Here is a 24,503-nt window from a genome sequence, read left to right as displayed (position 1 = left end):
CAAATTGATTCAGGAGCAAACTTTCGCATCTAAAAGACCTGGTTGGGCAAATAGAGCCGTCTAGCCAAGATCATCCTAAATGAAGGCGCGTTATATGATATGATTTTCTGATATGGTAGCAGCACCAATTATCACTTCAAGGCTCCGCCTCGAGGCGCTCTATCCCGAAACGATCGAATCCTTACTCGCTCATGATATTGCGAGTGCCCAAAGCATCCAAGGGACTGTTTTTTGCAAAGAGTTCCTTGAATCAGCTGATGAGACTTTCTTATATATACAGCTCGAGCAGATGAAGTCACGACCATCCAGCCAGGAATGGGGTGTTCGAATTATTGTTCGCAAAGAAGATGGCGAAGTCATCGGGCATTGTGGTTTTCATGGCCCTCCCGAGATCATTGGTAAAACTGAGATTGGTTACACTATCCTGTCTGGATATCGCAGACAGGGATACGCGGTAGAGGCAGCTCGGGGATTAGCAGATTGGGCGCGGCTGCAAGGGTCGGCCGTCGTCTTCGCTTCAGTCTCGCCGGGCAACTCTGCTTCAATTGGAGTTTTAAAGAGGTTGGGTTTTGTAATCACGGGAGTTCGAGACGACGAGGTCGATGGTCAAGAGTACATTTACGAACTTGCCTTATGACCACCCAGCCTTAAACCCTATAAGCTCAATGCACCCAAAATTAACCAAACACTATAGGTCGGTGGCTTTCACTTAATACTTATCAAGTTTCACAAGCAACAGCTATTTCGGAGTCAGACTCTCAGAGTAGCGGATGGGGAGAATCAAAGACGCATCTATAGAGAAGTCGCTCGACCAAGGATTTTTCAACCTGCCTTCAGTAGAATCGTTATAGAAATTCCTCGACGCACAAGTTGCTTACGTTCCCAGCGTCCGTGGTAGGTTCTGTCGATTAATTTCTTACAGTTTCCAATTGAGGATCTTGATCCAATTAAATGTTGCATGTTACGAATCGTATTTTGATAAGTAACTGAATGTGCTATCCCAAGTTCTTTGAGTACATGCTTCACAACTGGGGTTACCATTGCATATCAGCTTCGTCTCAAAATCTAGGGGCTTTGCATAAACATCTTTGGGCGATTTGGCGGTGGTGTCTTTGATAACCTTTATAAAAACAATTAGACCTCTGCTCCATTGCTAATCGACATTCCATTAGGACACATTGGTGCGGGTCGTTACTTTTCCTCTTCTGCCTTTGCTGTGGCTCTCACCACGAAGTAAGAACTCACCTAACTAGACGTTTGCTCCAAGTCTGTATAAGCCATTACTCCTAGCCCATTACTCCTAGCCCATTGCCTTTCGTTGCTTTATTAGCATTAACCGGCCAGTCGGATATGAGACTCGGACGAATTTAGCTAGGGTGGTGGCCGAAAGACCACGCTTGTCGTTGGACAATAGGCAGCGAAGAACCACTGGGATAAAGAGATGCGACTTCGATAAAAGATAGACCTCGATGTAACTGAAGTTTGACAGTGGCACGATTTACATTGAAAAAGTAGAGCTCAAGATGCTGTATTTCCTGTAATGGCTTGGTCTAATTAAGGCAACTGATCGAAGTCACACTTTGGGCATCTAATGCCCTCTTTTGATCGCAATTTGATCAAATGATCTTCGCATGCTTCTTGCTAAGAGAAACCTACCATAACATCCGAGATATCCACCGTATCACCTCAATCGAGCATCTGCCCTACCAAGAATTAGCTCCATTGCGGTCTCGGTGGAGTCGAAACTTACGAAAGTTGATGAGTTTTTACTAATTTGTTGTGTTACAACTCCTTTAAAGTATTGTTGAGAGATGGAAACCGCCGACCCGATCGTTGCAGCTACTCAAATCGTCAATGAGCGCTTTCCAGAGTGTCGGGGGGCGTTCTTGTCGAAGAGCGTGCTGACCTCTCACCGAACCCCAACTTCCGACCTCGACATCGTTGTGGTTCTGGACGGCCCTCCAGCTCCGTACCGGGAAAAGATTCGATCTCACGGTTGGATCACTGAATTATTCGTCCATTCACGAGACTCGTTGACGCGCTTCTATGGCCTGGATGCACAATCGCGAACCTGCACGCTGGCCAACATGAGTGCGAACGGCTATGTGCCACGAAGCAATGGTTATGAAGTGACTGAAATACAAGAAGAGGCCCGGGCAATTATCGATGCTGGCCCCGCCGCTTTGACGAATGAGGATCGAGCTCGACGTCGGTATCGGCTGACCGACCTGCTCGAGAATCTTCGTGGTACTTCAGACCATGTTGAGACTGTCTTTATAGCGAGTCAATTATTGAGAGAAGCCGGGGACTCGCTTTACTGAGTGAATGTCGGTGGCTGGGTGTAAGCAAGTGGATGGCACGCCACCTCATGGATGCACCGGATGGCTTCGCAAACCGCCTTGCTGACGCATTCGCGTCACTGCTAGTCGATGACAGGAAGGAACCGATGATCGAGGTAGTGGGCGATATTCTACACTTAGCTGGCGGACCCCTGACTGAAGGCTTCGTCGCTCATAAGGCGACTGAATGACCACCTTATTGCTGGTTCTTAATCCTACCCTCGGATTTGGTACGGTGTTCGTAGTGGCTCGCGGAGCTCAGGGAACGTCGTTAGAGTTGGAAAAAAGACACGCAGTTGAAACTCCTCTGATTTATAATCCGTAATTAGGTCCGCTATCACAAATCGACGATGGTTTTCGATCCATTTCGCAATAGAAAGCTTCCAGCCTAAAATCGTTAAAAGTTGTTCGATTGGCCACTAGCATTCGCCATGGCGCGGTCGATGGCCAGAATTCCTCCATGGAGTTGCATTTGGTAAATCTAGTTTGCAACTGTTTGGCCTCAAGCCAACTTGGCTGGCTGGAATTGTATATGATGATATCTTAGGATTTTGGCCTGACTTCAATGCTATCGGCGGTTCACCAACTTGAGCGACCCGACTGTGCATATTAAGAAATAGAAACGACCCAATCGATCGAGAGATCCCAGCACAAAGGACTATCTTTCATGTACCACAACCGTAAATCGCCACAAAGCTCCGTGATGGCATGACCAAAACATCTCAAGATTCCAGCGATCTGGTCCATGGCTTTTCGTTCGAATTGGGAGTGCGAGCCAGCGAGCAAGAGCGCAATTCCCACTTAATTCGCCCGGGGTTCGGGCGGATACACACCGATCACATGGTTTCAATTTCATATGATCGTCAGCGAGGCTGGGACGCCGGATCACTTCATCCTTATCGTCCGATAGTATTAGACCCAACAGCGATGGTGCTACATTACGGTCAAGCAATTTTCGAGGGGTTGAAAGCCTATCGCCAGCCAAATGGCACGATAGCCGTCTTTAGACCTATGGAGAATGCCAACCGCTTTAACCGTTCAGCAACACGACTATCAATGCCACAACTTCCGAATGACTTGTTTATACGCTCGATCCGCGCTCTTTTGCATGTGGATCGCGATTGGGTGCCCAAAAACCTCGGACAGAGCCTTTACCTTCGTCCGCTCATGTTCGCATCAGAGCCGATGTTGGGAGTGCGACCGTCGGATCAATATGAATACATCTTGATCGCAAGTCCTGCTGATCCGTTCTTCTCCGCGGAGCCGACCCCGCTACGCGTCTGGATTACTCATGAATATGTGAGAGCAGCCCCAGGAGGGACCGGCGAGGCAAAATGCGCCGGAAACTACGCCGCGAGCCTACTCGCTCAGGCCGAAGCTTTTGATGCAGGATGTGATCAGGTCGTGTGGCTCGACGCAATCTCCAGAACGCAGGTCGAAGAGATGGGCGGCATGAACCTCTTCTTCGTGGAGCAATCTGGCGACCAAACACGTATAGTGACTCCGAGATTAACGGGAACACTCCTCGCTGGAATTACTAGGCTGTCGATCCTTCAGTTGGCCGCAGACGCAGGCTTTCAAGCAGCCGAGATAGACCTCTCAGTAGACGAATGGCGGGATAGATGTGCTAGCGGGACTATTACCGAGGCATTTGCTTGTGGAACTGCGGCCGTGATCGCTCCAATTGGCGAAGTTAGGTCTTCAAAGTCCTCATGGCTTGTAGGTGATGGAGGTGCTGGACCCATTACGATGCGTCTACGGAAGTCACTTCTCGATATCCAGCACGGGATCAGTGAAGATAGGCACGGCTGGATGGAAGAGATGTGACCGATCCAACAACTCAGCGGCGAAAACTCTTTCAGTGACACGGAGGCATCGTCGAGCAATGAATGGGTGGCGGTAAGACTTCTATCGCGCAGATTTCTATTATCGCTAAGATTCTCAGCTATTGAAACTTGGGTACTTGCTCACGTCGTCAAACTTACATGGCGGTCAAATAGGCCACTTGAACTAACTTCCAATTCGCCGACGTTCGGAAAGGAACACACCAATATCAAAGTGTTACTTTCTAAACGGTGTTGCATTGGGGTAAATTAGACGACGCAAAATTAATTTCAACATCCACTGTCTCAAACGAAAGAGCGAGGATCTCCCTGAAACAACTTGTTACGCCAAAGCTAGAATTACTCATTATCTGACAATCCTGACCAAATAGATACCAGGAGTGACAGTTTTTTGCCAACCGGTTGCACCCAAGCATTAGTCTTACTCAAATTCTTGACAGGCAACCGCAACGTTCCCTGGGGACTCCTGGAGGAAAAAATCAACTCGGTGAATGAATCTATATTCTCTAGCCAAAATTCCACCCTGGGGTTTGGCTACGACAGTCACCGCAATTTCAAGATAGCGATCCGTTTGTTTGGCAGACGGTCTGACACCTCTGAGCTAGGTTATCAAAATGCTCTTTTACTTGCGTAACCAAGTGGAGCAATTCTAAACATAACTACCGGAACGCCAAGAAGTCTCTTCGATACAAGCCGATTTCCTTCATCTTTGGAGGGAGCAAGCTTTGATATTCGTTATAGCCCTGTCTTGCTTGGCTTGGTGTTTCATTCATATCTTTGAAATTAAGCTGTGGTGTTTCTTGAACGTCTCAATTTCTCGAGCAATTTATCGACAACTAAGACCTTACGCATTTGGATCAACTATGTTCATGAGTTACCTACCAGTGCATATTTAAAACCCCTTCATAAAATTAGATTTATCGCTCCAAAGTATTATCTGTTGGGCCGGTCAATTTCATCGCACTCTTTACGCCTTGATGCCAGTTCTCACATTCGACCTCCTCAGCATCCCGATTCGACTTTGCAAATGATCTTTGGTGGTGGGCCAATTTAGTGTCGTTGGCAAAGTCCATTGGCGGATGAGAACACAGGAGCGAAGTTGAACCAGCTTGCCATCATCGGCCCAACATCTACCGCTCCCATCGGTCGCCCCGCCAACGAAATAGCCCATCCAAAACTCCCGCAGATCGGCTGCTTAATATGCATAGTTGGCCTCGGAGGCCGAAATGGAAACGCATGAGACAATGGGCTCCTCGGCTCTTCAGGTAGCAAGTGCCAACGGTACCCCGATCATCGGGGCGGAGGCAAGTAACACATGGGGGAGGATCCTGTACTAGAAGCGAAAAGACCCGCTATCACCTACCACAACCAGTCTGACATGGATCTACAACGTTGAAGGCCTGGCCTTGGGTTTACCAACAGCCTCCTCAATTATGACAACAAACTTGTCGCATCGGTTGGCCGACATTTAGCGGCTTAGGGCCAATGCTCAGGTGAGCGCGCCCCACAACCAAAAACCAATCCGCAACCGTTATAGTCAAGCAACAAAACTGAGTCATATTTATAAAAAAAGTGGCCAATTGTAAATACTATATTAACTGAGAGACCCATAAAGGGGTCAAATAGCGGGAAGTTGCAATCCATCTACTAGTAATAACTATGTGGCAACTAAATCGGACAAACAATCAAAGATCGAGTACGTCCTAAAGACTGTTGAAGAGAGGAAAGTTGGTTTCATCCAACTTTGGTTTTCCGACATCCTGGGAACTCCAAAAAGCTTTCAAATCACTCCCGCAGAACTCTCCAGCGCGCTCGAAGAAGGGATGACCTTCGACGGTTCGGCTATCGACGGATTCTCTCGAATTCAAGAGAGCGACGTGATCGCCTTACCTGACCCCACTACCTTTAGCCTTTTGCCATCGGACCAAACCGTCGCACAGGTCTTCTGCGATATTTATAATCTCGATGGCAGCCCATTCGAAGGATGTCCTAGAAATACCCTCCGAAGGGCCTTGGATCATGCACACAGCTTAGGTTACTCATTCTTCGCAGCCCCCGAACTCGAATTCTTCTATTTCGACAAAGACGTATCCAACGGCCCCAAGCCCTTGGACTCGGGATCATACTTTGAACTTACAGTCTCGAACCTTCCCTCGCAACTTCGAAAAAGAACCGTCCTCGCCTTAGAAGATATGGGAATACCAGTCGAATATTCGCAACATGAAGACGCACCAAGTCAGCACGAAATCGACCTACGTTATACAGATGCCCTCACAATGGCAGACAACATTATGACTTCCCGCCTTATCATCAAGGAGATTGCTGCGGCGAGCGGCGTTTTGGCGAGCTTCATGCCAAAACCGATCGTTGGAGTTCAAGGTTCAGGAATGCATACACATTTTTCGCTCTTCAAGGATAACAAAAATGCATTCTACGACGATCGTGACGAGACTGGCTTATCAAAGGTCGCAAAACACTTTATCGCCGGGCTCCTTCATCACGCACCTGAAATTACCGCGATTACAAACCAATGGGTCAACTCCTACAAGCGTCTCGTCGTGGGATACGAAGCACCCGTTTACATCTCCTGGGCACGCAATAATCGATCGGCTCTAGTAAGAGTTCCGACACCAAAGACGACCAACTCACAATCCACAAGGATTGAATATCGGGCATTGGACCCAGCCGTAAATCCTTATCTAGCATTCGCGGCGATACTAGGAGCTGGCTTGGCTGGCATTGAAGGAGAATACGAACTGGCCCCACAAATCCAAGACAATCTCTACAAGCTCTCTACCGAAGAAGTGGATGCTCTTGGAATTGAATCTCTTCCTGGGAACCTTGACGAAGCTGTAAGAGAGATGGAGCGATCATCCCTTGCGCGAGAAGTCCTTGGCGAACACGTCTTTGAATGGTACGTTAGAAACAAAAAAGACGAATGGTCTAACTATAAGACACACGTATCTCAGTTCGAACTAGACCGATACTTAGAGCAGTTGTAGATGGAACCACTACTTATTTACCCCGAATCAGCACCCTTTCACGTGGTAAAAACGCTAGAAGAGGGCGGCTACCCATTTATACCGGTCGGCCTCATATCGCGAATTACCCAACTGGAGCCCGAAGAAGGATGGTCTGGAGCAATCATATGTGCGGATCAAAATCTCGACGATGCCTTCTTCATCTGCCGTCACCTTCGAACCAAAGAACGTCAGATTTCTCCGCTGCTGCTGATCGTGGATAGGACCAACCTCGACAAGCTTGAGCTGCGCGAAGATCTATTCGACGATTTTGTAACGTTACCTCTTGATCCTAGAGAATTCCAAGTTCGCCTCCAGAGACTCTTCTTTAGAACTGGCCGAGGTTTGACTCAAGAACTAATTGAATACGGTCCTCTAAAAGTCAACTTGGAGACCTATCAAGCCTCTGTGAGCGGAAAATTGTTAGATCTAACTTATATGGAGTATCAACTTCTAACCTTTTTGGCGTCGCATCCTGGCCGAGTTTTTGATAGAGAAACCCTTCTCTCTAGGGTGTGGGGGTATGAATATTACGGTGGTGCAAGAACAGTCGACGTGCATATCCGTCGCCTTCGAGCAAAACTCGGTGAGCAACACGAATCAATGATTGAAACGGTTCGAAGCGTAGGCTATCGCTTTGGCCGTCATCAAAAGTAACCTTTGTTAAGGCCCCTCGGATCAAAACATCCGACCTTATCAACAGTCTTTAGAATTACCTAGAAGCATTGAAACGACTCGCCCAAATCCGCGTCCGCATGGACGCCTTGCTTCGACAAAAGATGCGGTTATCTCAATCTTCTAGGTTGAGACTAGTTCGATCGTGTGCTCGGTCTAAAGATTTGGCAAAAGAGATCGGCTAGATTAAGTGCGATCTTCTTTGGTAATGAGGCAAAAAGATCGGCGCCCTGGCGGATAATTTCAACAACACCAATATAAAGATCACAAAAATGACAATATTCAACAGGTATATGACCTATCGAATGAGCCACCTGGCTCCACATTGTCACAATCCCAGGTGAGGGCTATCAACACTTCTAAGTCTAAAAAGCCATAGAGCCAAAACAGTGCTAAGCTGAACACTTCAGCCACACTGATCGGCTCTAATTCGCAGATAAATATTCCCAGATAAATCCCGAGAGACAAAACGTCTAGGTTTCACCGTAAACACGAGAAGCTAGATTAGCCAAAGGACCTTGCTGACTAGGAAAACGAGGATCCACATCCACAAGTTCTAGATGCATTCGGATTGGAAATGTGAAAACCCGCGCCTTGCAGACCGTCACGATACTCCAACGTTGCGCCCTTTATCAACGAAAGAGACGAAGAGTCCACTACGACCTTGACATTATCAAACTCGCTGACGTTATCGTCATCAGCGAGTTCAGAATCAAAAAACATATCGTATGAAAAACCTGAACACCCGCCTGGCTTTACTGCAATTCTCAGAAATAGCGCCTCTGCGCCATCTTCCTCTGCGAGTAATTCGGCAACTTTAGACACTGCGTCTGGCGTAACCAAAATTGACGAAGGTCTCTTACCAATCTTTATGCTGCTTGCTGAAGCCATATGACCAGTCCTTTCAAAGATTCGATCCTGTTTAGAACAGTATCTACCAGCGAACTACCAAAAAAATTCCAATTCATTTGTATTTCATAATTTATTCTACACAGATAGGAGAAATAGGACAATACTTTTTCACTATAGGTAGGCTCTGAGTAAAAGATAATGGTCGGCCCGAACCAACCTACCCAGAGAAGTCCAGAGTAAATCAGCGAATCCATAGAAGACCAAAGAGTCCAAGATCTTAAAATAAGACGAACCTATTGCTGGTAGAAGACATTTATAGCGGCTTTGATGCAAGGGTGCGAACCAAACTTAAATTGGAAGGAACTTTCATTATGTCATCTCGTGAAGATTCGATTGAGATCACAAACAGCGCAATGATAGAAAACCTTGAATTCAAAACGATTGCATCACAAATAAGAGCGACACTTAGTCCAATTATTGACCCAGAATTAAAGGTCTCAATCGTTGAGCTCGGGATGATCGGAGGGATAGATCTCATAGAGGGAGAAGTGAAGATCGACCTTGCCCTGACGACGATCGCATGCCCACTGAGAAGCCAGATTCAAAAAGAGATATCATCAAAGATCTCAACACTGCTTCCCAACGCCAAGGTATCGTTCAACGTAATAGCTATGTCTCAAGCCGACAAGGCAAAGGCAATGCAACTTGCTCGCTCGGCTGCAAGCAAAAATGCGCCCAATAACTCAATTCCCTCCAATGCGAGAATAATCGCAATAGCTTCAGGCAAAGGGGCGTAGGCAAATCCACCACCACAAGTGCAATGGCTCTCGGTCTTGCAGAACTTGGATATCGCATCGGGATTCTTGACGCCGACATATGGGGGTTTTCGATACCGAAGATACTCGGAATGCAAGCTAAAGTCTCGGCGTCGGGGACGACAGACCAATGGAAGATTGATCCTCTAAAGATACAGTTCGGCGATGGAAGTATCTCGGTGGTCTCCATGGGATTTCTCTCTCAAGACCCCACTTCGGCGATAATGTGGAGGGGATTGGTTCTAAATCGCGCTTTCCAACATTTCATAGAGGATGTCGATTGGAGTGACATCGATTATTTGCTTATAGACATGCCTCCAGGTACCGGAGATATTCAGATGGGCCTTTCAAGGATGCTGCCACAAGCTCAGGTCATAATCGTCACAACCCCAAGTGACGCAGCCAACGAAGTTGCAATACGCATGCTAGATATGGCTCAACGGGGGAATCTCTCAGTGCTCGGCTTCATAGAAAATATGGCCTATTTTCTTTGCGACCACGGTCAACGTTACGAAATATTTGGCAAGAGCGGCCTTGACTCAAGTATGGCTACCAAGGACATTGAGGTATTGGCAAGAATTCCAATCTCCAAAGCAAATTCAGATCTGAACTTAAATGACATGCGAGCAAAGTGGACCTCGAACGACCCCGACCATTCCGTAGAAGTGATGAGGAAGTTCGCAAAACAGTTAACGACAGAAATTGCACCAATTCAAGAGATGTCCGGCTGTACTTCGAGAATTGAGCAACTCCTAAAAAAGATAGAGCTCGACAAAAAAGAGTAAATTCCCTAGATGAGATCGCTAGTTTGCCTTGGCCAGTGCCACCGATCATCCTAAAATCCATATAGGCAAACCAAAAGCTCAATAGAAGAAGAAGCTTCGGAGCTTCGTCTCGGACTTCGCGCTAAAAGCTGTTGTTTGCTCTAAATTGCAGGACCGCCAGGGCGCCCAGGCAATGGCCTAGTCGGAGAGAACTCCGCCGAAAGTGCCTCTTCGTATCCCTGATCTCCTGGGAGGAGTATCCGAACTCCGTTACCATCTGGCACCATTCGAGGAAGAACGGTCGGGATGGTTTCAAAGGCGCTGGCCGCACTGATCACCTCCGCCACATTTGAGAACCTTGCCAAAGCCTCCAAATTTTTGATCGTTGGAAGGATCAAATCGAACTCCGAATTGCGATGGCGATTTAAGGCGTCATTTGGCGAGATCCAACAATTAGCGACGGTCTCGCCATTGTCGTGCAAAGCAACTTGATCTGGAGGAGCAACAGCGACAAAGAAACGCGTATCGTAGCGCCTTGGAGCTCCTTCGGGAGTTATCCAATGGCTAAAGTAAAAGATTGAATCCGATAGTAAAGTCAAACCCTCTGCGCGAAGTATCGATTCAAAGGTTGCCTCCTTTCGATTCAACGCTTGACGATAGCCATCAAAAAGTGCGCGATCACCTGCATCTACGAGTGAAAGCACCCCCTCGGAAGCGCTTCTTCGCGCCAGCAGCACTCCTGCTTCTTCGAAACACTCCCTTATTGCTGCGACCCAAAACTTGACCCCTCCATCATTGGTTCCCAGAAGTGAGCCAGACTTATGGTCGGGGCGTCCAGCCAATTCCTGATCGTCGGCGATGGCTTGATCAAGTTCATCCACTGCTCCCCCAGGAAAGACATAGGCACCTCCGACAAAGTCAAGATTGAGATTACGCCGGAGCATAAAGACCTCAATTGGACCTTCCGAAGAGTTGTCACTATTCCTAACTAGCATTACAGTTGCTGCATCACGAGGCTCCATAACCCATAAACCTAGTCCGTATATCACCTCAGATTCTTTCAAATTGATAGTTGGAAATAGTAATTCATCTTCAAAATTGTAAAAATAGCTCAAATTACAGCTAATGAGCTCCTCCAAGTAGTCATATTCCCCAGTAAGAGCGACTCGATCTAAGTTACTCACCCTTAGAACCGATCAAACAAAGCGAAAGTCTTGGACTTATGTTCGGCATTTTTCAACACTGATATCGATCCCCATAACATTCAAATCACAGTAGGGAGCTCAAAAGGTCAAATTGCAATATTGAACAGTTCTCGCAACGAGTTAAGGGGCGGTTGAACTATGGGTCCGTTAGGCTGAGAGTTATCTTCTAATCCGCTAAAAAGCCACTAATCAGCCCCGAAAATTGCATGGGCGCCTCGAAAGCCCAGCTATGTGTTCCATCAAGTTCGACAGAACTGGCCCCAATAGCGTCGACCAAGCCCAAAAAACTCTCACGTGGAATAACAACATCGTCTTTGGTCCAAATGCAAAGGACAGGGAGTTGGCGACTCTTTATTTGGGCCATCTCAGCCCTTAGGTCAACTGCCTTTGCAATCAGTGCACACTTTACGACTCTTGCGGGATTCTTAGCAAATTCACCAACCGCCTCTACGATGACCTGAGGCAGGTAGGAACGCTCCTTGGTTCGTCGTAAATCTACCAAAAAAGCTCCGGCCCAATCGTTAATTGAACGGTTGCCAAGAGTTGAGCTCAAACCCTTGCGATCTATCCAGTCGGGATGACCAACTGAACTTATTAATACCAGTCTCGATACAAGCAAAGGGTGGTTAGCGGCCAAAGAAGTAGAGATGCCGCCACCAAGTGAGTGACCAATCAAACTAAAGGTCTCTCCGCCAAAAACAAATTCGCCAAACCTTGCAACAAAATTACTCAAGGAGCTAAGACCGTTGTCGAGGTTTATCTTTGAACTGCCGCCGTAGATCTCAGGTACAACCACCCGATACCCTTGGCGAGCAAGTTCTAAGACGCTATCGCAATAGATCCGGGGAGAGAGAGACCATCCTGGAACCATTAAGACATTTCCTCCTGTTCCTACGTCCAAGAATGAAACTTTGGAACCATCCAGAAATATCGATTGTGACTTAACACTCTGTCGCGTCAAATCCAACACCACCTCTACTCACCTCCCTTGCTATGGATAGCGAACCACAACCAGACCCTAAAGCAAAAATCGGCCATGAGAATCTGGGTCTCTCAAAACCGATATCGACACATGCTACAACCTTGATAACGATGTTTTTTAATGGTTTTAAAATTTTAAGTAACCCTGAGCTTCACATTTCAAACAATGTGAACCTAATAGCCAGCGAGATAGGGTGCGCCCTAAACAGAAGCGGTCCTGAAGCGACCCGGCACTCATCAACTGCCATGCACTAAAAATCAAAGGAAATCCCCCAGGTGAAGTTTTAGATCGAATCGCCAATTCCAATAGAGCAGCGTCGGCCCAACAGCGCTGAAAAAACGCTAATACTTCATTTGATTTTCTGATTGACAACCAATTTGAAGTGGATAAATGCCTCGAATTATCTCTTAAAAACCCAAAGGGTACTAGGTTAAATGGCAAGAGTCAAAGCCACTGGGCGAGTTATTGACGGCGCTATCGTGCTACTACAAGGAGCTTGAAAAAATTTATGGCACAAAAAGCTAAAAAGTCAACGAAGTCCTCACGTCAAGTGACCGCCGCGAAAAATAGTGGATCACAAAAGGGTATGGTCTATTCGGCTACCGCCCTAGTTGTAATCGTTGCAGTCATTGCGACCTTTATTTTAATCAAGCTAAACAAAAGTTCATCATCGGCGACCGCGACAAACTCGCTTGCGCCAGCTGCAGTTGTTTCAGCTGTAACGAAGGTGCCGAACTCTGCACTTGCAGCAGCAACCGTGCCCACTAGTTCAATTCCACTTCCATATGCTGTAAAGAACACCGCGCTACTCACCAGTAATTCAAAACCAGTAGTGCTTTACATGGGCGCCGACTACTGCCCCTATTGTGCAGCGCAACGCTGGCCCCTCATAATTGCTCTATCAAAATTTGGAACCTTCAAGAATCTGCATACGACGTCCTCGTCAAGCACTGACGTCTATCCCAACACTCAAACCTTCAGCTTCTATGGATCGTCGTACTCAAGCCCCTATATCAACTTCCAGAGCGTCGAGATGCAAACTAATATTCCATCCAACGGAAGCTACACCACACTTCAAACTCCAACAACAGCGCAAAATAATATCTTCAATACATACGACAAACCTCCTTACACTGCGACTGCGACTGGTATCCCATTTATCGACTATGGCAATCAGCTGATCGAGGGCGGACCAGCCTACTCGCCTGCAATTCTTGCCGGTCTTTCGAGAGCCTCAATAGCTGGCAGCCTTACCATTACAGGAACGGTAACCAATCAGGCCATTCTGCCATCGGCCAACCTTATAATTGCAAGCATCTGTAAGATTGATAAAAACCAACCGGGTTCTATTTGTTCGATGGCGCCAGTTGCCACCGTAGAAAAGCTACTTAAGTAATTATCAAGATTTGGGTATAGCCCTAAAAGCGGCATTGTGGGGGTCCCTGGCGCGCCCTTTGGCCATTATGGAGAAGTAGAGTGATCGAGACGATCCAAAAGACCAAGGTCTTAATTGTCGCGGGTAAAGGCGGCGTGGGCAAATCAACACTTGCTGCCACGATCGCCAGTGCCGCAGCTTTCGCCAAACGAAAAACAGTTCTTGTATGTCTGGGCGAAAGCCCAATTACAGCCGAGCTAAGTGTTGCTCTTCAATCAAAATCAGAGCCATTCAACGATGATCTACGCCTTGATATCCTAAAGCTAAGGCCTGAAGAGATACTTATTGAGTATCTAGAGGACCATGGAATGGCCTCTATGGGACGAAGGCTGATTTCAAGCGGAGTTGTATCAGTAATAGCCACAGCCGTTCCTGGAATCAGAGAGCTACTAATTCTGGCCAAGCTAAAACAGATGGAACGCTCGGGCGAATATGACACGATTGTCCTAGATGCACCAGCATCAGGTCACCTCTTGACCTTTTTATCTAGCCCAAAGGGGCTCAGTAATATCGCAAATGTAGGATTACTCAAGACACAATCCCAGGAGGTAGAGGAACTTCTTAAAGATCCAAGTCGATCTCGACTCATAATGGTAAGCCTTGCCGAAGAGACGCCGGTTCTAGAGACGATAGAGACGATCTCACGACTGCGAGACCTTTCGGTGATAAACCTTGGGCCGGTAATTATAAATCAAGTCATCAATCCTCCTTCCTTGAGTGATGAAGCCAAGGCCACGCTCGAGGCCTCCGCAAGGTCTACATCGATCGCTGCAGCCTATCAATACATTGCATCGCGTTCAGCCATGCAAGTCCGCAATCTAGAATTACTCGGTCGCTCCCTAAATGAAACCGATACGATTCAGTTGCCATTTTTGTTCACAACACAAATTCGGATTCAACATATCGTTGAGCTCGCTCGCTTGCTCAATTCGCCATCAGTCAGATAGAAGGTCATCTTGGACGCGAACAAAAATGCAATCGCCATCAACACCTCAAAACTAAGCAGCCTGATTCGGGAAAAGACTGTCATCATAATGACTGGGCCGGGCGGTGTAGGTAAAACGTCAAACTCTGCAGCATTAGCCATTGGGTCAGCTCTTTCAGGTATTGACACATGTGTTGTAACGATAGACCCCGCCAGACGTCTTGCTGATGCCCTGGGTATCGAGACGATAGGAAACGATCCAGTTGAGATCGGAACCAGTTCACCAGGAAGACTCTTCGCGGTAATGCTAGACGCAGATGCAACCTTTGATGAATTGATAGTCAAGTACGCAAAGACAAAAGAACAAGCTGGCAAAATCCTGTCGAATCGCGTCTACCAAAATCTAACCAAAAACCTCTCTGGAATCCAAGAGTACATGGCAATGGAGAAGTTATTCGAACTACACAACGACTCAAGATTCAAACTCCTAATCGTCGACACTCCCCCTAGCTATAACGCCCTGGATTTTCTAGATGCTCCGCGCAGGTTAATGTCATTTCTCGACAATCGGGTCTTTCGGCTCATCATGACACCGGGCCCAGCAATTCTTCGACCCCTCACATTTGCCACTAAGGCAGTGCTACGGACCATATCGCGTGTCGTTGGGTCAGAGATTGTCGATGAGGCCGTTGCGTTCTTTCAGGATTTCGAGGGCATGGAAGACGGCTTTAGATCGCGGGCTGAGGCGGTCCAGTCACTTCTTCATGAGCAAACCACAGCATTCGTTCTAGTTACCGCCCCCCGAGGCGACACCATCAGTGAAAGCATGACATTCGGGGAAAAGTTGACTGGTTTTGGATTTAGTCTCTCTGGATTGATTTCAAATAGGGAGACCCCCGACTTTTCGATTCCAGGTGAACCCATTGATCAAAATGAAGGCCTTTCAAAGGATGATCTCGCCAAACTTCAGGACAATCTTTCAAAAATGAAGGTTTTAAAGGAGTTTGAGAACCGGGAAATTCAAAAGATCTCTGCAGCACTCAACTCCGAGAGAATCATAAGAATCCCCACGCTGAATCGAGATATTGCCAACTTAGAAGACCTTGCTCAAATGGCCCGCTATCTAATATGATGCCAAAAAACCCTCTATATCCAAGCACACTTTTGCATCAACCTACATCTCCGGCTAGGATCTTTATCTATGGCCCACATCTACGTAGTGAGCGACGCGAATCAAGTTTTAACCGAAGTCGTATCCGCTTTAGAATTCATCACCTCAGACATCACCACCTTCCCAAGTTCGCAAGAATTCTTGGAGGCGTGTCATAAGTCAGCACCAGACCTTGCCGTTTTGGACTTCCAAGTAACCAACATGGGCGCGATGGCGACGTGCCTTGAACTCCATTTAGAAGAGTCAGGTGGTCGACTTCCCCACATTCCAGTACTTATTTTGATAGATCGCCGTCCTGATGTATTTCTAGCGCGAAGATCCAAAGCCGAGGGATTCCTCGTCAAGCCACTTGACTCTATCAAACTAACAAATGCTGCTAAGGCTGTTCTAAGTGGCAAGGGATACCAAGACGAGAGCTACAAACCAATATCTATCACACACTAGAGCGATCTTCCAGCTTTGATTTAGATCTGAAGGTCCAACCTAGGAGGCTATCAGACCTAAATAAGCAATCGAACTTCGACCGTAGGCTAGCTAATTTGCCTTAGAATAAAGATCTGTTCACGACGGAAACAAACCGTAGTGGATCGGGCGGGAAGTAGCGCAGCTTGGCAGCGCGCAGCGTTCGGGACGCTGAGGCCGCGGGTTCAAATCCCGCCTTCCCGACCAAGGTCACTGTTTTTGAGTTACACCAAAATCCCAAAACGACTTTGACCTTCTAATAACTTGCTCCTAAAAGAGTGGAACTTAGCCACCCTAGATGACAACTTTACTCATCTAGTTAGATCACCTAGTGTCGAGTGGCGGGGAGGAACTTCCCCTCCCCGCTCTCACAGAACCGTGCGTGAACCTCTCAATTCACACGGCTCCTAGCGAACCGACTTTTGGTATTACCCCAAATGACCAGTGAGCCCAAAGATTGGGTTCACGTTCGGCTATTTGAGATAGGTATTTCCAAGCATTTGCTCGTATGCTAAGTCGCCTGTACTTTTTGCGTGCCCATCTAATCAAATAGATATTGATACGACGGAGGAGTTGGCCTAATCTGGATTTGTAGAAGCGTCCATAGTAGTTGATCCAGCCTAAGATCACCGGGTTGTAAAGCCTGGCGAGTTCGGCTATGGTTTGGCCTGTTTGGAGGTGAATACGAAACCGCCTAAGTTCTCTGCCCATTTCTTCTACCGCTTTATCTGAAGCCGCTGGCAGGAAGTTGTTAAACTGCTGCTTGAACTTATTGCGGGCGTAGCGTGGTGCAAAGGTAAATCCTAGAAAGTCAAAGCGTATTTGTTCGAACTCTCCTTTACGGTTGGAGTCCTTACAATAGACGATTTTGGTCTTTTGTGGATGTAACTCCAACTTGACCTGCGTCATTCTCTGACCTATAGCCTCTAGGATCTCTTCGGCTCGTTTCTTTGTTTTCACATGTACCAAAAGGTCATCCGCGTATCGTTCAAACGGGGCATAGGGTAAGTTCTTTACCATCCATTTGTCAAAAGCGTAATGTAAGAACAGATTCGCCAAAATCGGAGAAATCACCCCGCCTTGGGGTAATCCTTGCTCTCGATCTATTAGTTGTCCATCTTTGTTTTGCATTGGAGCTTTCAACCAACGTTTGATGTAGAGAATTATCCATGGCTCTGATACGTGCATAGAGACAGCTTTTAGCAGCAGTTCATGATCTATTGTGTCGAAGAAGGCCTTGATATCTAGATCAATGACCCAATCGTACTTCCAACATCTCTTGCGTGCTTTTTCAATGGCATCATGGGCTGAGCGATTCGGCCTGTAACCATAGGAGTCTTCGTGGAAGACCTCTTCCAATCTTGGCTCTATGTAGGCTTTAGCTACCCCTTGGGCGATGCGATCTTTGACGGTTGGAATACCTAGGATTCTTTTACCGCCATCTGACTTGTCTATCTCGACATATCTAGTTGCCGCTGGAAAATAACTTCCAGAAGCCATTCGATTCCAGAGTTGGTAGAGATTGTTCTTTAGATCCATCTCAAAGACTGAGATGGACTGCTTATCAATCCCTGGTGCTCCTCGATTGGCTTTTGCCTCTTTGTATGCTTTAAGTACGACGTACTTGTCTTTTGTCAAAAGCTTTTTCTTGTCGTGGTCTTGTCATTTGATCCCTCCCTCTCAACTTTTACCTTGAGAAGTTGTTCATTTGCCAATTACAACTAGATCTGCTGTTTACTCCATCCCCTTGGCTCCATCCTCATTACAAGGACTTCGTAGCTACTACGGGATGGTCCGCCCCCAATCCATAGGCATTTGGTACTTTCCCTCTTGTTGATCTGCAACTTGTAGGTTTTTCCTCATCTTTGGGCTTAGCCCATGTGGCCTTAGCCAAGAACGTCTAGGACTGGGTTCTCATGTTCCACATAAACGCCTGATGTTAAGCTCACGCCACCTACACGCCGGATGCCCAAGGAGCACTAATTGGGTTAGTCTCCAAGTTGTCCCGAAAGTTCGACGTCCCTCGGTTTCGACATCATCCATACCAATTTCGAACGCTTCGTCAGTGGTTTGTTTTCACTCGTCTTCTTAACTCATACCTGAAAGAGTCATTGCTCTAACTTTTCCGTACCGCTTTGGACAACAGTCTTTAGCTAATGCCCCGTACGGTGGTTTGGAATCTCCTCCCAAAAGGCGATCCCGGAGGGCCTACCTCCATCATCTATGTAGCATTGCAGTGTGATTGTTATCAGCTTCTACATGATTTACAACCTCTTTCATTCATGACGCACGCCGCTGCTTAGGGCTAGCCAAGCGCAGTTCACCCTAGCGAAAATTCATCCATAGCCGCTTTGGAAAGATAGGAGTTCAAAGCTTTCCAAAAATCAGTGGTACTTTGCCTATAGGCTATGGCCAGATTTGCAAAACAAGCTTTACGCCATTTTCATTCATCCTTACTTTACTTTGCTTCGCCGAAAGGTGCGATTAACAGGGTCTCTCACTTCCTCTTTTAGGGGCCGGTCTATCATCTTGGCTCTCATCGATTTTTTGATCCGTTCTACCTAGGCGCGCTACCATCTAGCTTCATCCTCGAAGACAGCAACTTACTCCGGTCCTATCGCGCCATATCTATCGCGCCATCTCCTTTAGTGATGAAGAGTAGAGCAAAGGATAGATTGAATCGGCCTCTAAATAAGATCTCACCCTGGCCCATATCACTGGTCGCCTAAAACAAAAAATGGCCGATAAAGGTTACCCGATTATAAAAGAGTTAACCTATCCTTTAATTCCATCCACGAATTGCAACCGTTTCAACTTCGATAAACATCGAAAGACTCACCCATCCACGGCATCTTAGGATTCATTTCTTATGCGTTGGAATCACAGGTTCAATTAGCAAAGCTCATCAGGTCTATCTCTCATAACACATCGCTTGATGAGCGATCTAATACGATAAATAGTTGTCGCCGGCCGCGACCATCACCAAATTAATAAGACATCTAGGGATAAATCCTCCTCGGTCAAGCCATAGTTTTTATCGGAGAACCACTTCGACTCGAAATTTAGGAAAAAAAACCCATATTCGCTATAGGCTTACATCTAAAGGAGTCGTACGCAAAAACAATGAGGTAACAAAGACGACACATCGCATCTTTGAAAATGACAGAGTTGGGGTAAAGTCAACGTCTACTAAGGCGGCTTATCTCATCGCACTACTCCCAAACTTCTAATTAGAGTACCGAACCTACAATTAATTTTGGTACTCATCAGCAGCTAAACGAAAGGCATTATTACTATGCAACTTGGAATGGTTGGACTAGGCAGAATGGGTGCAAACCTGGTTCGACGCTTAATGCGCGACGGACATGAGGCTGTCGTTTACGACGTCAATCCAGATGCGGTAAATGAGCTAGTCAAAGAGGGAGCGATCGGAGCAGATTCAATCGCTGACTTCGTATCTAAATTATCCACACCAAGAGCAGCTTGGATAATGGTACCTGCCGGTTCGATTACACATGATACTGTCGAAGAGTTGGCTAGTCATATGACAAAAGACGACATCATCATCGATGGAGGAAACTCCTACTATCGCGACGATATCGATCGCGCTCATCGCCTCTTCGAATTGGGCATCCATTATGTAGACGTAGGCACATCAGGAGGCGTCTGGGGCCTAGAGAGAGGCTACTGCCTGATGATCGGAGGAGAGGTAGAAACAGTAAACCACCTCAATCCAATCTTTGAAACAATAGCACCTGGCTATGATGCAGCTCCCAGAAGCGCTACCCGAGTCGGCGAGATCTCAGCAGCAGAAAAAGGATATCTCCACTGCGGCCCAAACGGAGCTGGCCACTTCGTAAAAATGGTTCATAACGGCATTGAATACGGGGCTATGGCTGCCTATGCTGAGGGATTCAACATTCTAAAAAATGCAAATATAGGAAAACATCAGCGAGATGCCGACGCTGAGACAGCTCCATTGGATCACCCAGAATATTACCAATTTGACATCAACATAGCGGACGTCGCAGAAGTATGGCGTCGCGGCAGCGTAATTGCCTCTTGGCTTTTGGATCTAACCGCCTTAGCTCTGGCTGAATCGCCAGATCTCAGTGAATTCTCCGGAAAGGTATCAGACTCCGGCGAAGGTCGCTGGACCGCTCTCGCAGCAGTGGAAGAAGGAGTTCCTGCTCCAGTCCTAACATCAGCGCTCTACTCTCGATTTGCATCACGAGACCTAGATCGATTTGGAAATCAAATCCTTTCAGCGATGCGAAAGGGATTTGGTGGCCACAATGAAAAGTCGGCTCAATAGTTACCGGTCAAATAGGGACTTGGCTTGGTCTATCCAACTCGGAAAGCAGGACGATGACAAGCGATAAAGTAGCCATTTTATTCGATATCGATGGAACTTTAATTGTGACAGATGGTGCCGGTTCTACCTCTTGGTCTATGGCGTTCAAAGAAATCTATAACATAGACGCACAAATCGATCGATATAGCGACATTGGAATGACCGACCCAGAGGTAGCTCGTCGCACCTTTGAAGCAGTCATTGGTCGAGCTCCAACAAAGGCCGAATTTTCACGACTCTTAGAACGAAGAATGCACTATCTGACCGAGAGCGTTCAAGATTCCAAAGGCTATCACGTCCTTCCTGGTGTCGAAGATCTCCTGCCAAAACTCATAGCACAAGGGTATCTACTTGGCCTGGTTACTGGCAACCTCGAAGCCGCCGCACACATAAAACTCCACAGAGCCTCGCTCAATCGATTCTTCTCCTTTGGTGGATATGGCTCTGATTCCCCAAGTCGAACCGAATTGACAATATTAGCCATGCGCCGTGCCAATGTCATATACGGAGGATCGATAACCCATGATGAATTCATCGCAATAGGCGATACTCCAAATGATATAATCGCTGCACACGAAGCCGGAATCGAGTGCATTGCGGTTGCCAGCCATAAATATGATGTAGACACCCTAAAAGCCGCTGGTGCTGACTTTGTTCTTGCAAGCCTTTTAGATGAACTACCATTCAAATTGAAGATGTGAAGCGACCTACCAAGGACGAAGAGCCAAAAACCGCATTTGAAAAGCTGCAATAACGCTTCAAAATTTTCATTCAACCCCTCGATCGATTGGGCAAAGAAGATGAAACCACAAGACCAAGTGTCAGACCAAACAGTACCTACCACGGATGCTCTATTTGTGCTCTTCGGGGCTATGGGGGATCTAGCTAAACGCAAACTCATACCGGGCCTCTACCACCTGTACTTGGCGGGTTTGATGCCCAAGGACTTTCGAATTATCGGAACCTCACCGACCGAGATCAAAATGGAAACCCAATTATTTCAAACTCACGTCCATGAATCACTCGCCAACTTTGGAAGAAAAGAGATCGAGGAGGAGTCCTTCTCTATTTTCTCCAAAAAAATCTCTTATATCCCAGCTGACACCACTGACTTCTCCAAGTTGCAAGAGGCCATTCACGCCAACAAGGCAGCGCTGAGCGAGGGCGCTAAAACCATTCTTTATCTAGCGATACCTCCCCCTGCCTTCATTCCGGTTATCGATGCACTAGGAGCGAGTGGGATCGCCAAAGAAGCTCAATTGGTGATAGAAAAGCCATTTGGATCAGACCTCGCAACCGCGAAGGAGCTCAACTCGGCCATACATCGATCATTCGACGAGGAGTCGGTCTACCGGATAGACCACTTCTTAGGGAAAGAGGCCGTCCAAAACATTCTGGCACTTCGATTCGCGAACGGGATTTTCGAGCCATCCTGGAACCATGACTCAATCGACTACGTCCAAATAGACATCCCAGAAACTCTCACGATCGAAGGCCGAGGCGCCTTCTACGAAAAGACTGGGGCGTTCCGAGACATGGTGGTAACCCACCTCTTCCAAGTCTTAGGTTTTCTGGCAATGGATCCGCCTGAGCGCTTAGATGGGATATCGCTAAACAAAGCCAAAACTAGCCTCTTTAAAGCCATGAGACCGATTACTAAAGATGACGTCATCTATGGCCAATACGCCGGATACCTTGACCAACCTGGCGTAGCTCCAAATTCATGCGTTGAGACCTTTGTTGCCTGTCGAATATGGATAGACAATGACCGCTGGGCTGGAGTACCCTTTTACTTGCGAACTGGCAAGGCAATGGCAACAGGAAGATGGCTCTTGACTCTTGGATTCAAAGTACCAGATTTGAATAGATTCCACACATCAGGCCTTTCAAACGAGCACAGCAGTCCAAATGAGCTCGTTATCGACATGGCCGACCCTGGATCAATTGAAATCAACTTTATGACAAAAAAACCTGGACCGTCATTAACGCTCGCTAGCGCATCATTGAACTTCAATTTTCTTGACAACTTCAATGTCGCCTACGAACTAGAGGCGTATGAACGTCTAATTCATGATGTTATGATAGGCGACCGAGCACTCTTCAATGAGGCCGAAGGAATCGAGACACTTTGGGAAGCCTCTGCGCCGTTGATATCGGATCCTCCCCGACCCCTAGCCTACGAGCAAGGCTCATACGGCCCACCCGAGGCACTAGAGACCCTCATAAGTCCGTATCGCTGGTACCTTCACTAAAATCTATACCACAGAGAAAATAATCCAAAAATATCAAAAGAACAACGCTTCAAAAGGGCTAGGTGGAAACTTTGAATCAAAGTAACGACGAGCTAATTCTTGGTGCCGACATTGGCGGTACGCACTTTCGAATGGGACTTTGCGATGCCAGTGGCAAACTGCTAGCTCACCAAGTTTTACCTACCGCCACATTGGCTAGCGCCCAAGAGGGCTTTACGAAGTTAGCCGACATACTTGATCCAACCAAAAAGGCAAAATCCTTTGTCGTTGGTGTACCCGGGGTGGTTGACTATCGCGAGTCCAAAGCCATCTTTGCCCCAAATCTGCCACAAAACTTCATACCGGAGCTAAGCGGTGAAAAGATTGCCAAATTGCTCGGACGCGAGGTCTTGTTGGTGAATGATGCTGACCTAGCAGCCATCGGCGAGGCGCACTTTGGAGCTGGTCGGACTAAAGAATCCATGTCATATGTAACCATTTCAACTGGTATTGGAGCCGCTGTAACCGTAGATAAAAAGCTGATCCGAACGCGATATTCCATAGCTGAACTAGGTCACAGCTTTATAGACGCCTCCGATGCGCTAGCAAATGGTCGGGGCTCGGTTGAATATCTAGCTTCGGGAACCGCGCTAGCACGAACCGCGAAAGAGGCCGGTCTCAGCCTCACAAACCAACAACTGGTGGTAGCCGCTCAAGCCGGCGAGCCAAATGCCTTACTAATTGTCAAAGAGATGGCACACAATGTCGGAGTAGCACTTGCTAACATGGTTCATCTATTTTCCATAGAGTCGCTTGTCCTTGGCGGGGGTGTAATCCTCTCTGGAGACTTCATCTTCAACTTAGTGGAGGAATCATTTCAAGAATTAAAGCCAAGTTATCTAGAGGTAGAAGTAGCCAAAGCAGAATTAGGAGATGACGCTGCGCTGCGGGGATGCGCCGCAGCAATCGCCGCTTTCACATCACCATCTGGATAGAGTCGATCCTCGCCAATTGATAATGAGAGACGTGACAACTCCTGCCATGGGGACCGTCTCTCCAGTACACCTAGTCTTCGCCTCCTAGCTCATTTAGCCTCCATAAGTGACCTTTTTACATAAAATAAAACAACAACCGACCAATGACATGGTTATTCCTTGGTGCCGTTTTCTTTCGATGTGAGCACTCATGGGAGACATAAAGGAGCATGAACCTTCTCAAAAGATTGGGGCCATGCGATCCGTAACCCAATATAAGCCACCTAGCGACTTAGAGGACGACCATAATTTTTAGGCAATTTCATTGCCAAAAATCAATCTATACAACGTGCAACGTTCTCGCAAATATTAAGTGAATCAATTATTGCGATAGTCATAATCGTTATGATCTTCAAACCGCATTTACACTAAACCTTATGAATCCACGTGCTTTC

20 protein-coding genes, 1 tRNA gene and 1 pseudogene are annotated in these 24,503 nt (G+C 47.1%); 17 read left to right on the top strand and 5 right to left on the bottom strand.

Annotated elements, in window-relative coordinates:
- Positions 1 to 112 precede the first annotated feature (112 nt).
- Positions 113 to 637 (top strand): GNAT family N-acetyltransferase, encoded by a 525-nt coding sequence (locus tag ACIDITHRIX25_RS82080; RefSeq protein ID WP_052604033.1) that lies wholly within the window; start codon positions 113 to 115, stop codon positions 635 to 637.
- A gap of 121 nt (positions 638 to 758) precedes the next feature.
- On the opposite strand, the pseudogene ACIDITHRIX25_RS82075 reads toward ACIDITHRIX25_RS82080, so the two are convergent.
- A pseudogene (locus ACIDITHRIX25_RS82075) lies at positions 759 to 1,620 on the bottom strand (IS1595-like element ISAxf1 family transposase).
- A 191-nt stretch (positions 1,621 to 1,811) separates the two neighbouring features.
- On the opposite strand from ACIDITHRIX25_RS82075, the gene ACIDITHRIX25_RS82070 reads away from it, so the two are divergent.
- From ACIDITHRIX25_RS82070 to ACIDITHRIX25_RS82050, 5 genes are all read left to right on the top strand, one after another.
- A complete protein-coding gene (locus tag ACIDITHRIX25_RS82070) occupies positions 1,812 to 2,321 on the top strand; it encodes a hypothetical protein (protein WP_052604034.1) in 510 nt (169 codons plus the stop codon).
- Positions 2,322 to 2,353: 32 nt separating this feature from the next.
- Positions 2,354 to 2,530 (top strand): hypothetical protein, encoded by a 177-nt coding sequence (locus tag ACIDITHRIX25_RS82065; protein WP_160291677.1) that lies wholly within the window; start codon positions 2,354 to 2,356, stop codon positions 2,528 to 2,530.
- A gap of 517 nt (positions 2,531 to 3,047) precedes the next feature.
- Positions 3,048 to 4,166, top strand: a complete 1,119-nt coding sequence (locus ACIDITHRIX25_RS82060; RefSeq protein ID WP_201731851.1) for a branched-chain amino acid aminotransferase — start codon at positions 3,048 to 3,050, stop codon at positions 4,164 to 4,166.
- A 1,678-nt stretch (positions 4,167 to 5,844) separates the two neighbouring features.
- On the top strand, positions 5,845 to 7,185 hold the full coding sequence (locus ACIDITHRIX25_RS82055; RefSeq protein WP_200891150.1) for a glutamine synthetase family protein: 1,341 nt from the start codon (positions 5,845 to 5,847) through the stop codon (positions 7,183 to 7,185).
- Positions 7,186 to 7,860 (top strand): winged helix-turn-helix domain-containing protein, encoded by a 675-nt coding sequence (locus tag ACIDITHRIX25_RS82050; RefSeq protein WP_052604036.1) that lies wholly within the window; start codon positions 7,186 to 7,188, stop codon positions 7,858 to 7,860.
- A gap of 543 nt (positions 7,861 to 8,403) precedes the next feature.
- Here the strand turns inward: ACIDITHRIX25_RS82050 and erpA are convergent.
- The gene (erpA, locus tag ACIDITHRIX25_RS82045; protein WP_052604038.1) at positions 8,404 to 8,769 is read right to left on the bottom strand and encodes an iron-sulfur cluster insertion protein ErpA; all 366 of its coding nucleotides are present in this window, start codon (positions 8,767 to 8,769) and stop codon (positions 8,404 to 8,406) included.
- Between the two features lie 332 nt (positions 8,770 to 9,101).
- Between erpA and ACIDITHRIX25_RS82040 the strand changes: the two genes are divergently transcribed.
- Complete coding sequence (locus ACIDITHRIX25_RS82040) at positions 9,102 to 9,527, top strand: metal-sulfur cluster assembly factor (RefSeq protein ID WP_201731850.1); 426 nt, start codon at positions 9,102 to 9,104, stop codon at positions 9,525 to 9,527.
- A 23-nt stretch (positions 9,528 to 9,550) separates the two neighbouring features.
- Entirely contained in the window at positions 9,551 to 10,330 is a 780-nt protein-coding gene (locus ACIDITHRIX25_RS82035; RefSeq protein WP_201731849.1) for a P-loop NTPase, read from the top strand.
- Positions 10,331 to 10,470: 140 nt separating this feature from the next.
- On the opposite strand, the gene ACIDITHRIX25_RS82030 is transcribed toward ACIDITHRIX25_RS82035, so the two are convergent.
- Together ACIDITHRIX25_RS82030 and ACIDITHRIX25_RS82025 are read right to left on the bottom strand one after the other, a co-directional pair.
- Entirely contained in the window at positions 10,471 to 11,493 is a 1,023-nt protein-coding gene (locus tag ACIDITHRIX25_RS82030) for an NUDIX hydrolase (protein WP_201731848.1), read from the bottom strand.
- A gap of 187 nt (positions 11,494 to 11,680) precedes the next feature.
- Positions 11,681 to 12,475, bottom strand: a complete 795-nt coding sequence (locus tag ACIDITHRIX25_RS82025) for an alpha/beta fold hydrolase (RefSeq protein WP_201731847.1) — start codon at positions 12,473 to 12,475, stop codon at positions 11,681 to 11,683.
- Between the two features lie 529 nt (positions 12,476 to 13,004).
- Here ACIDITHRIX25_RS82025 and ACIDITHRIX25_RS82020 point away from each other — a divergent pair.
- The 5 genes from ACIDITHRIX25_RS82020 (at position 13,005) to ACIDITHRIX25_RS82000 (ending at position 16,696) form a co-directional block, all read left to right on the top strand.
- Positions 13,005 to 13,892, top strand: a complete 888-nt coding sequence (locus tag ACIDITHRIX25_RS82020) for a DUF929 family protein (RefSeq protein ID WP_052604042.1) — start codon at positions 13,005 to 13,007, stop codon at positions 13,890 to 13,892.
- An 80-nt stretch (positions 13,893 to 13,972) separates the two neighbouring features.
- On the top strand, positions 13,973 to 14,878 hold the full coding sequence (locus tag ACIDITHRIX25_RS82015; RefSeq protein WP_201731846.1) for an ArsA family ATPase: 906 nt from the start codon (positions 13,973 to 13,975) through the stop codon (positions 14,876 to 14,878).
- 9 nt (positions 14,879 to 14,887) lie between these two features.
- Positions 14,888 to 15,988 carry an ArsA family ATPase gene (locus ACIDITHRIX25_RS82010; RefSeq protein ID WP_201731845.1) on the top strand — a complete coding sequence of 367 codons (1,101 nt, stop codon included), beginning with the start codon at positions 14,888 to 14,890 and terminating at the stop codon, positions 15,986 to 15,988.
- Positions 15,989 to 16,057: 69 nt separating this feature from the next.
- Positions 16,058 to 16,471, top strand: coding sequence for a response regulator (locus tag ACIDITHRIX25_RS82005; RefSeq protein ID WP_052604045.1), 414 nt, complete (start codon positions 16,058 to 16,060; stop codon positions 16,469 to 16,471).
- A 148-nt stretch (positions 16,472 to 16,619) separates the two neighbouring features.
- Positions 16,620 to 16,696: transfer RNA gene (locus ACIDITHRIX25_RS82000), tRNA-Pro, on the top strand.
- 189 nt (positions 16,697 to 16,885) lie between these two features.
- Here the strand turns inward: ACIDITHRIX25_RS82000 and ltrA are convergent.
- Complete coding sequence (gene ltrA / locus ACIDITHRIX25_RS81995; protein WP_201731844.1) at positions 16,886 to 18,127, bottom strand: group II intron reverse transcriptase/maturase; 1,242 nt, start codon at positions 18,125 to 18,127, stop codon at positions 16,886 to 16,888.
- Between the two features lie 1,657 nt (positions 18,128 to 19,784).
- Between ltrA and gnd the strand changes: the two genes are divergently transcribed.
- From gnd to ACIDITHRIX25_RS81975, 4 genes are all read left to right on the top strand, one after another.
- Positions 19,785 to 20,804 (top strand): phosphogluconate dehydrogenase (NAD(+)-dependent, decarboxylating), encoded by a 1,020-nt coding sequence (gene gnd, locus ACIDITHRIX25_RS81990; RefSeq protein WP_052604046.1) that lies wholly within the window; start codon positions 19,785 to 19,787, stop codon positions 20,802 to 20,804.
- Positions 20,805 to 20,857: 53 nt separating this feature from the next.
- Positions 20,858 to 21,544 carry an HAD family hydrolase gene (locus ACIDITHRIX25_RS81985; protein ID WP_052604047.1) on the top strand — a complete coding sequence of 229 codons (687 nt, stop codon included), beginning with the start codon at positions 20,858 to 20,860 and terminating at the stop codon, positions 21,542 to 21,544.
- Between the two features lie 99 nt (positions 21,545 to 21,643).
- Positions 21,644 to 23,095 (top strand): glucose-6-phosphate dehydrogenase, encoded by a 1,452-nt coding sequence (gene zwf, locus ACIDITHRIX25_RS81980; RefSeq protein ID WP_052604056.1) that lies wholly within the window; start codon positions 21,644 to 21,646, stop codon positions 23,093 to 23,095.
- Between the two features lie 71 nt (positions 23,096 to 23,166).
- Entirely contained in the window at positions 23,167 to 24,069 is a 903-nt protein-coding gene (locus ACIDITHRIX25_RS81975) for an ROK family protein (protein ID WP_052604048.1), read from the top strand.
- Positions 24,070 to 24,503: the final 434 nt, after the last annotated feature.

It is taken from the genome of Acidithrix sp. C25 (assembly GCF_904848545.2).
This window is presented reverse-complemented; position numbering and strand designations above follow the sequence as displayed.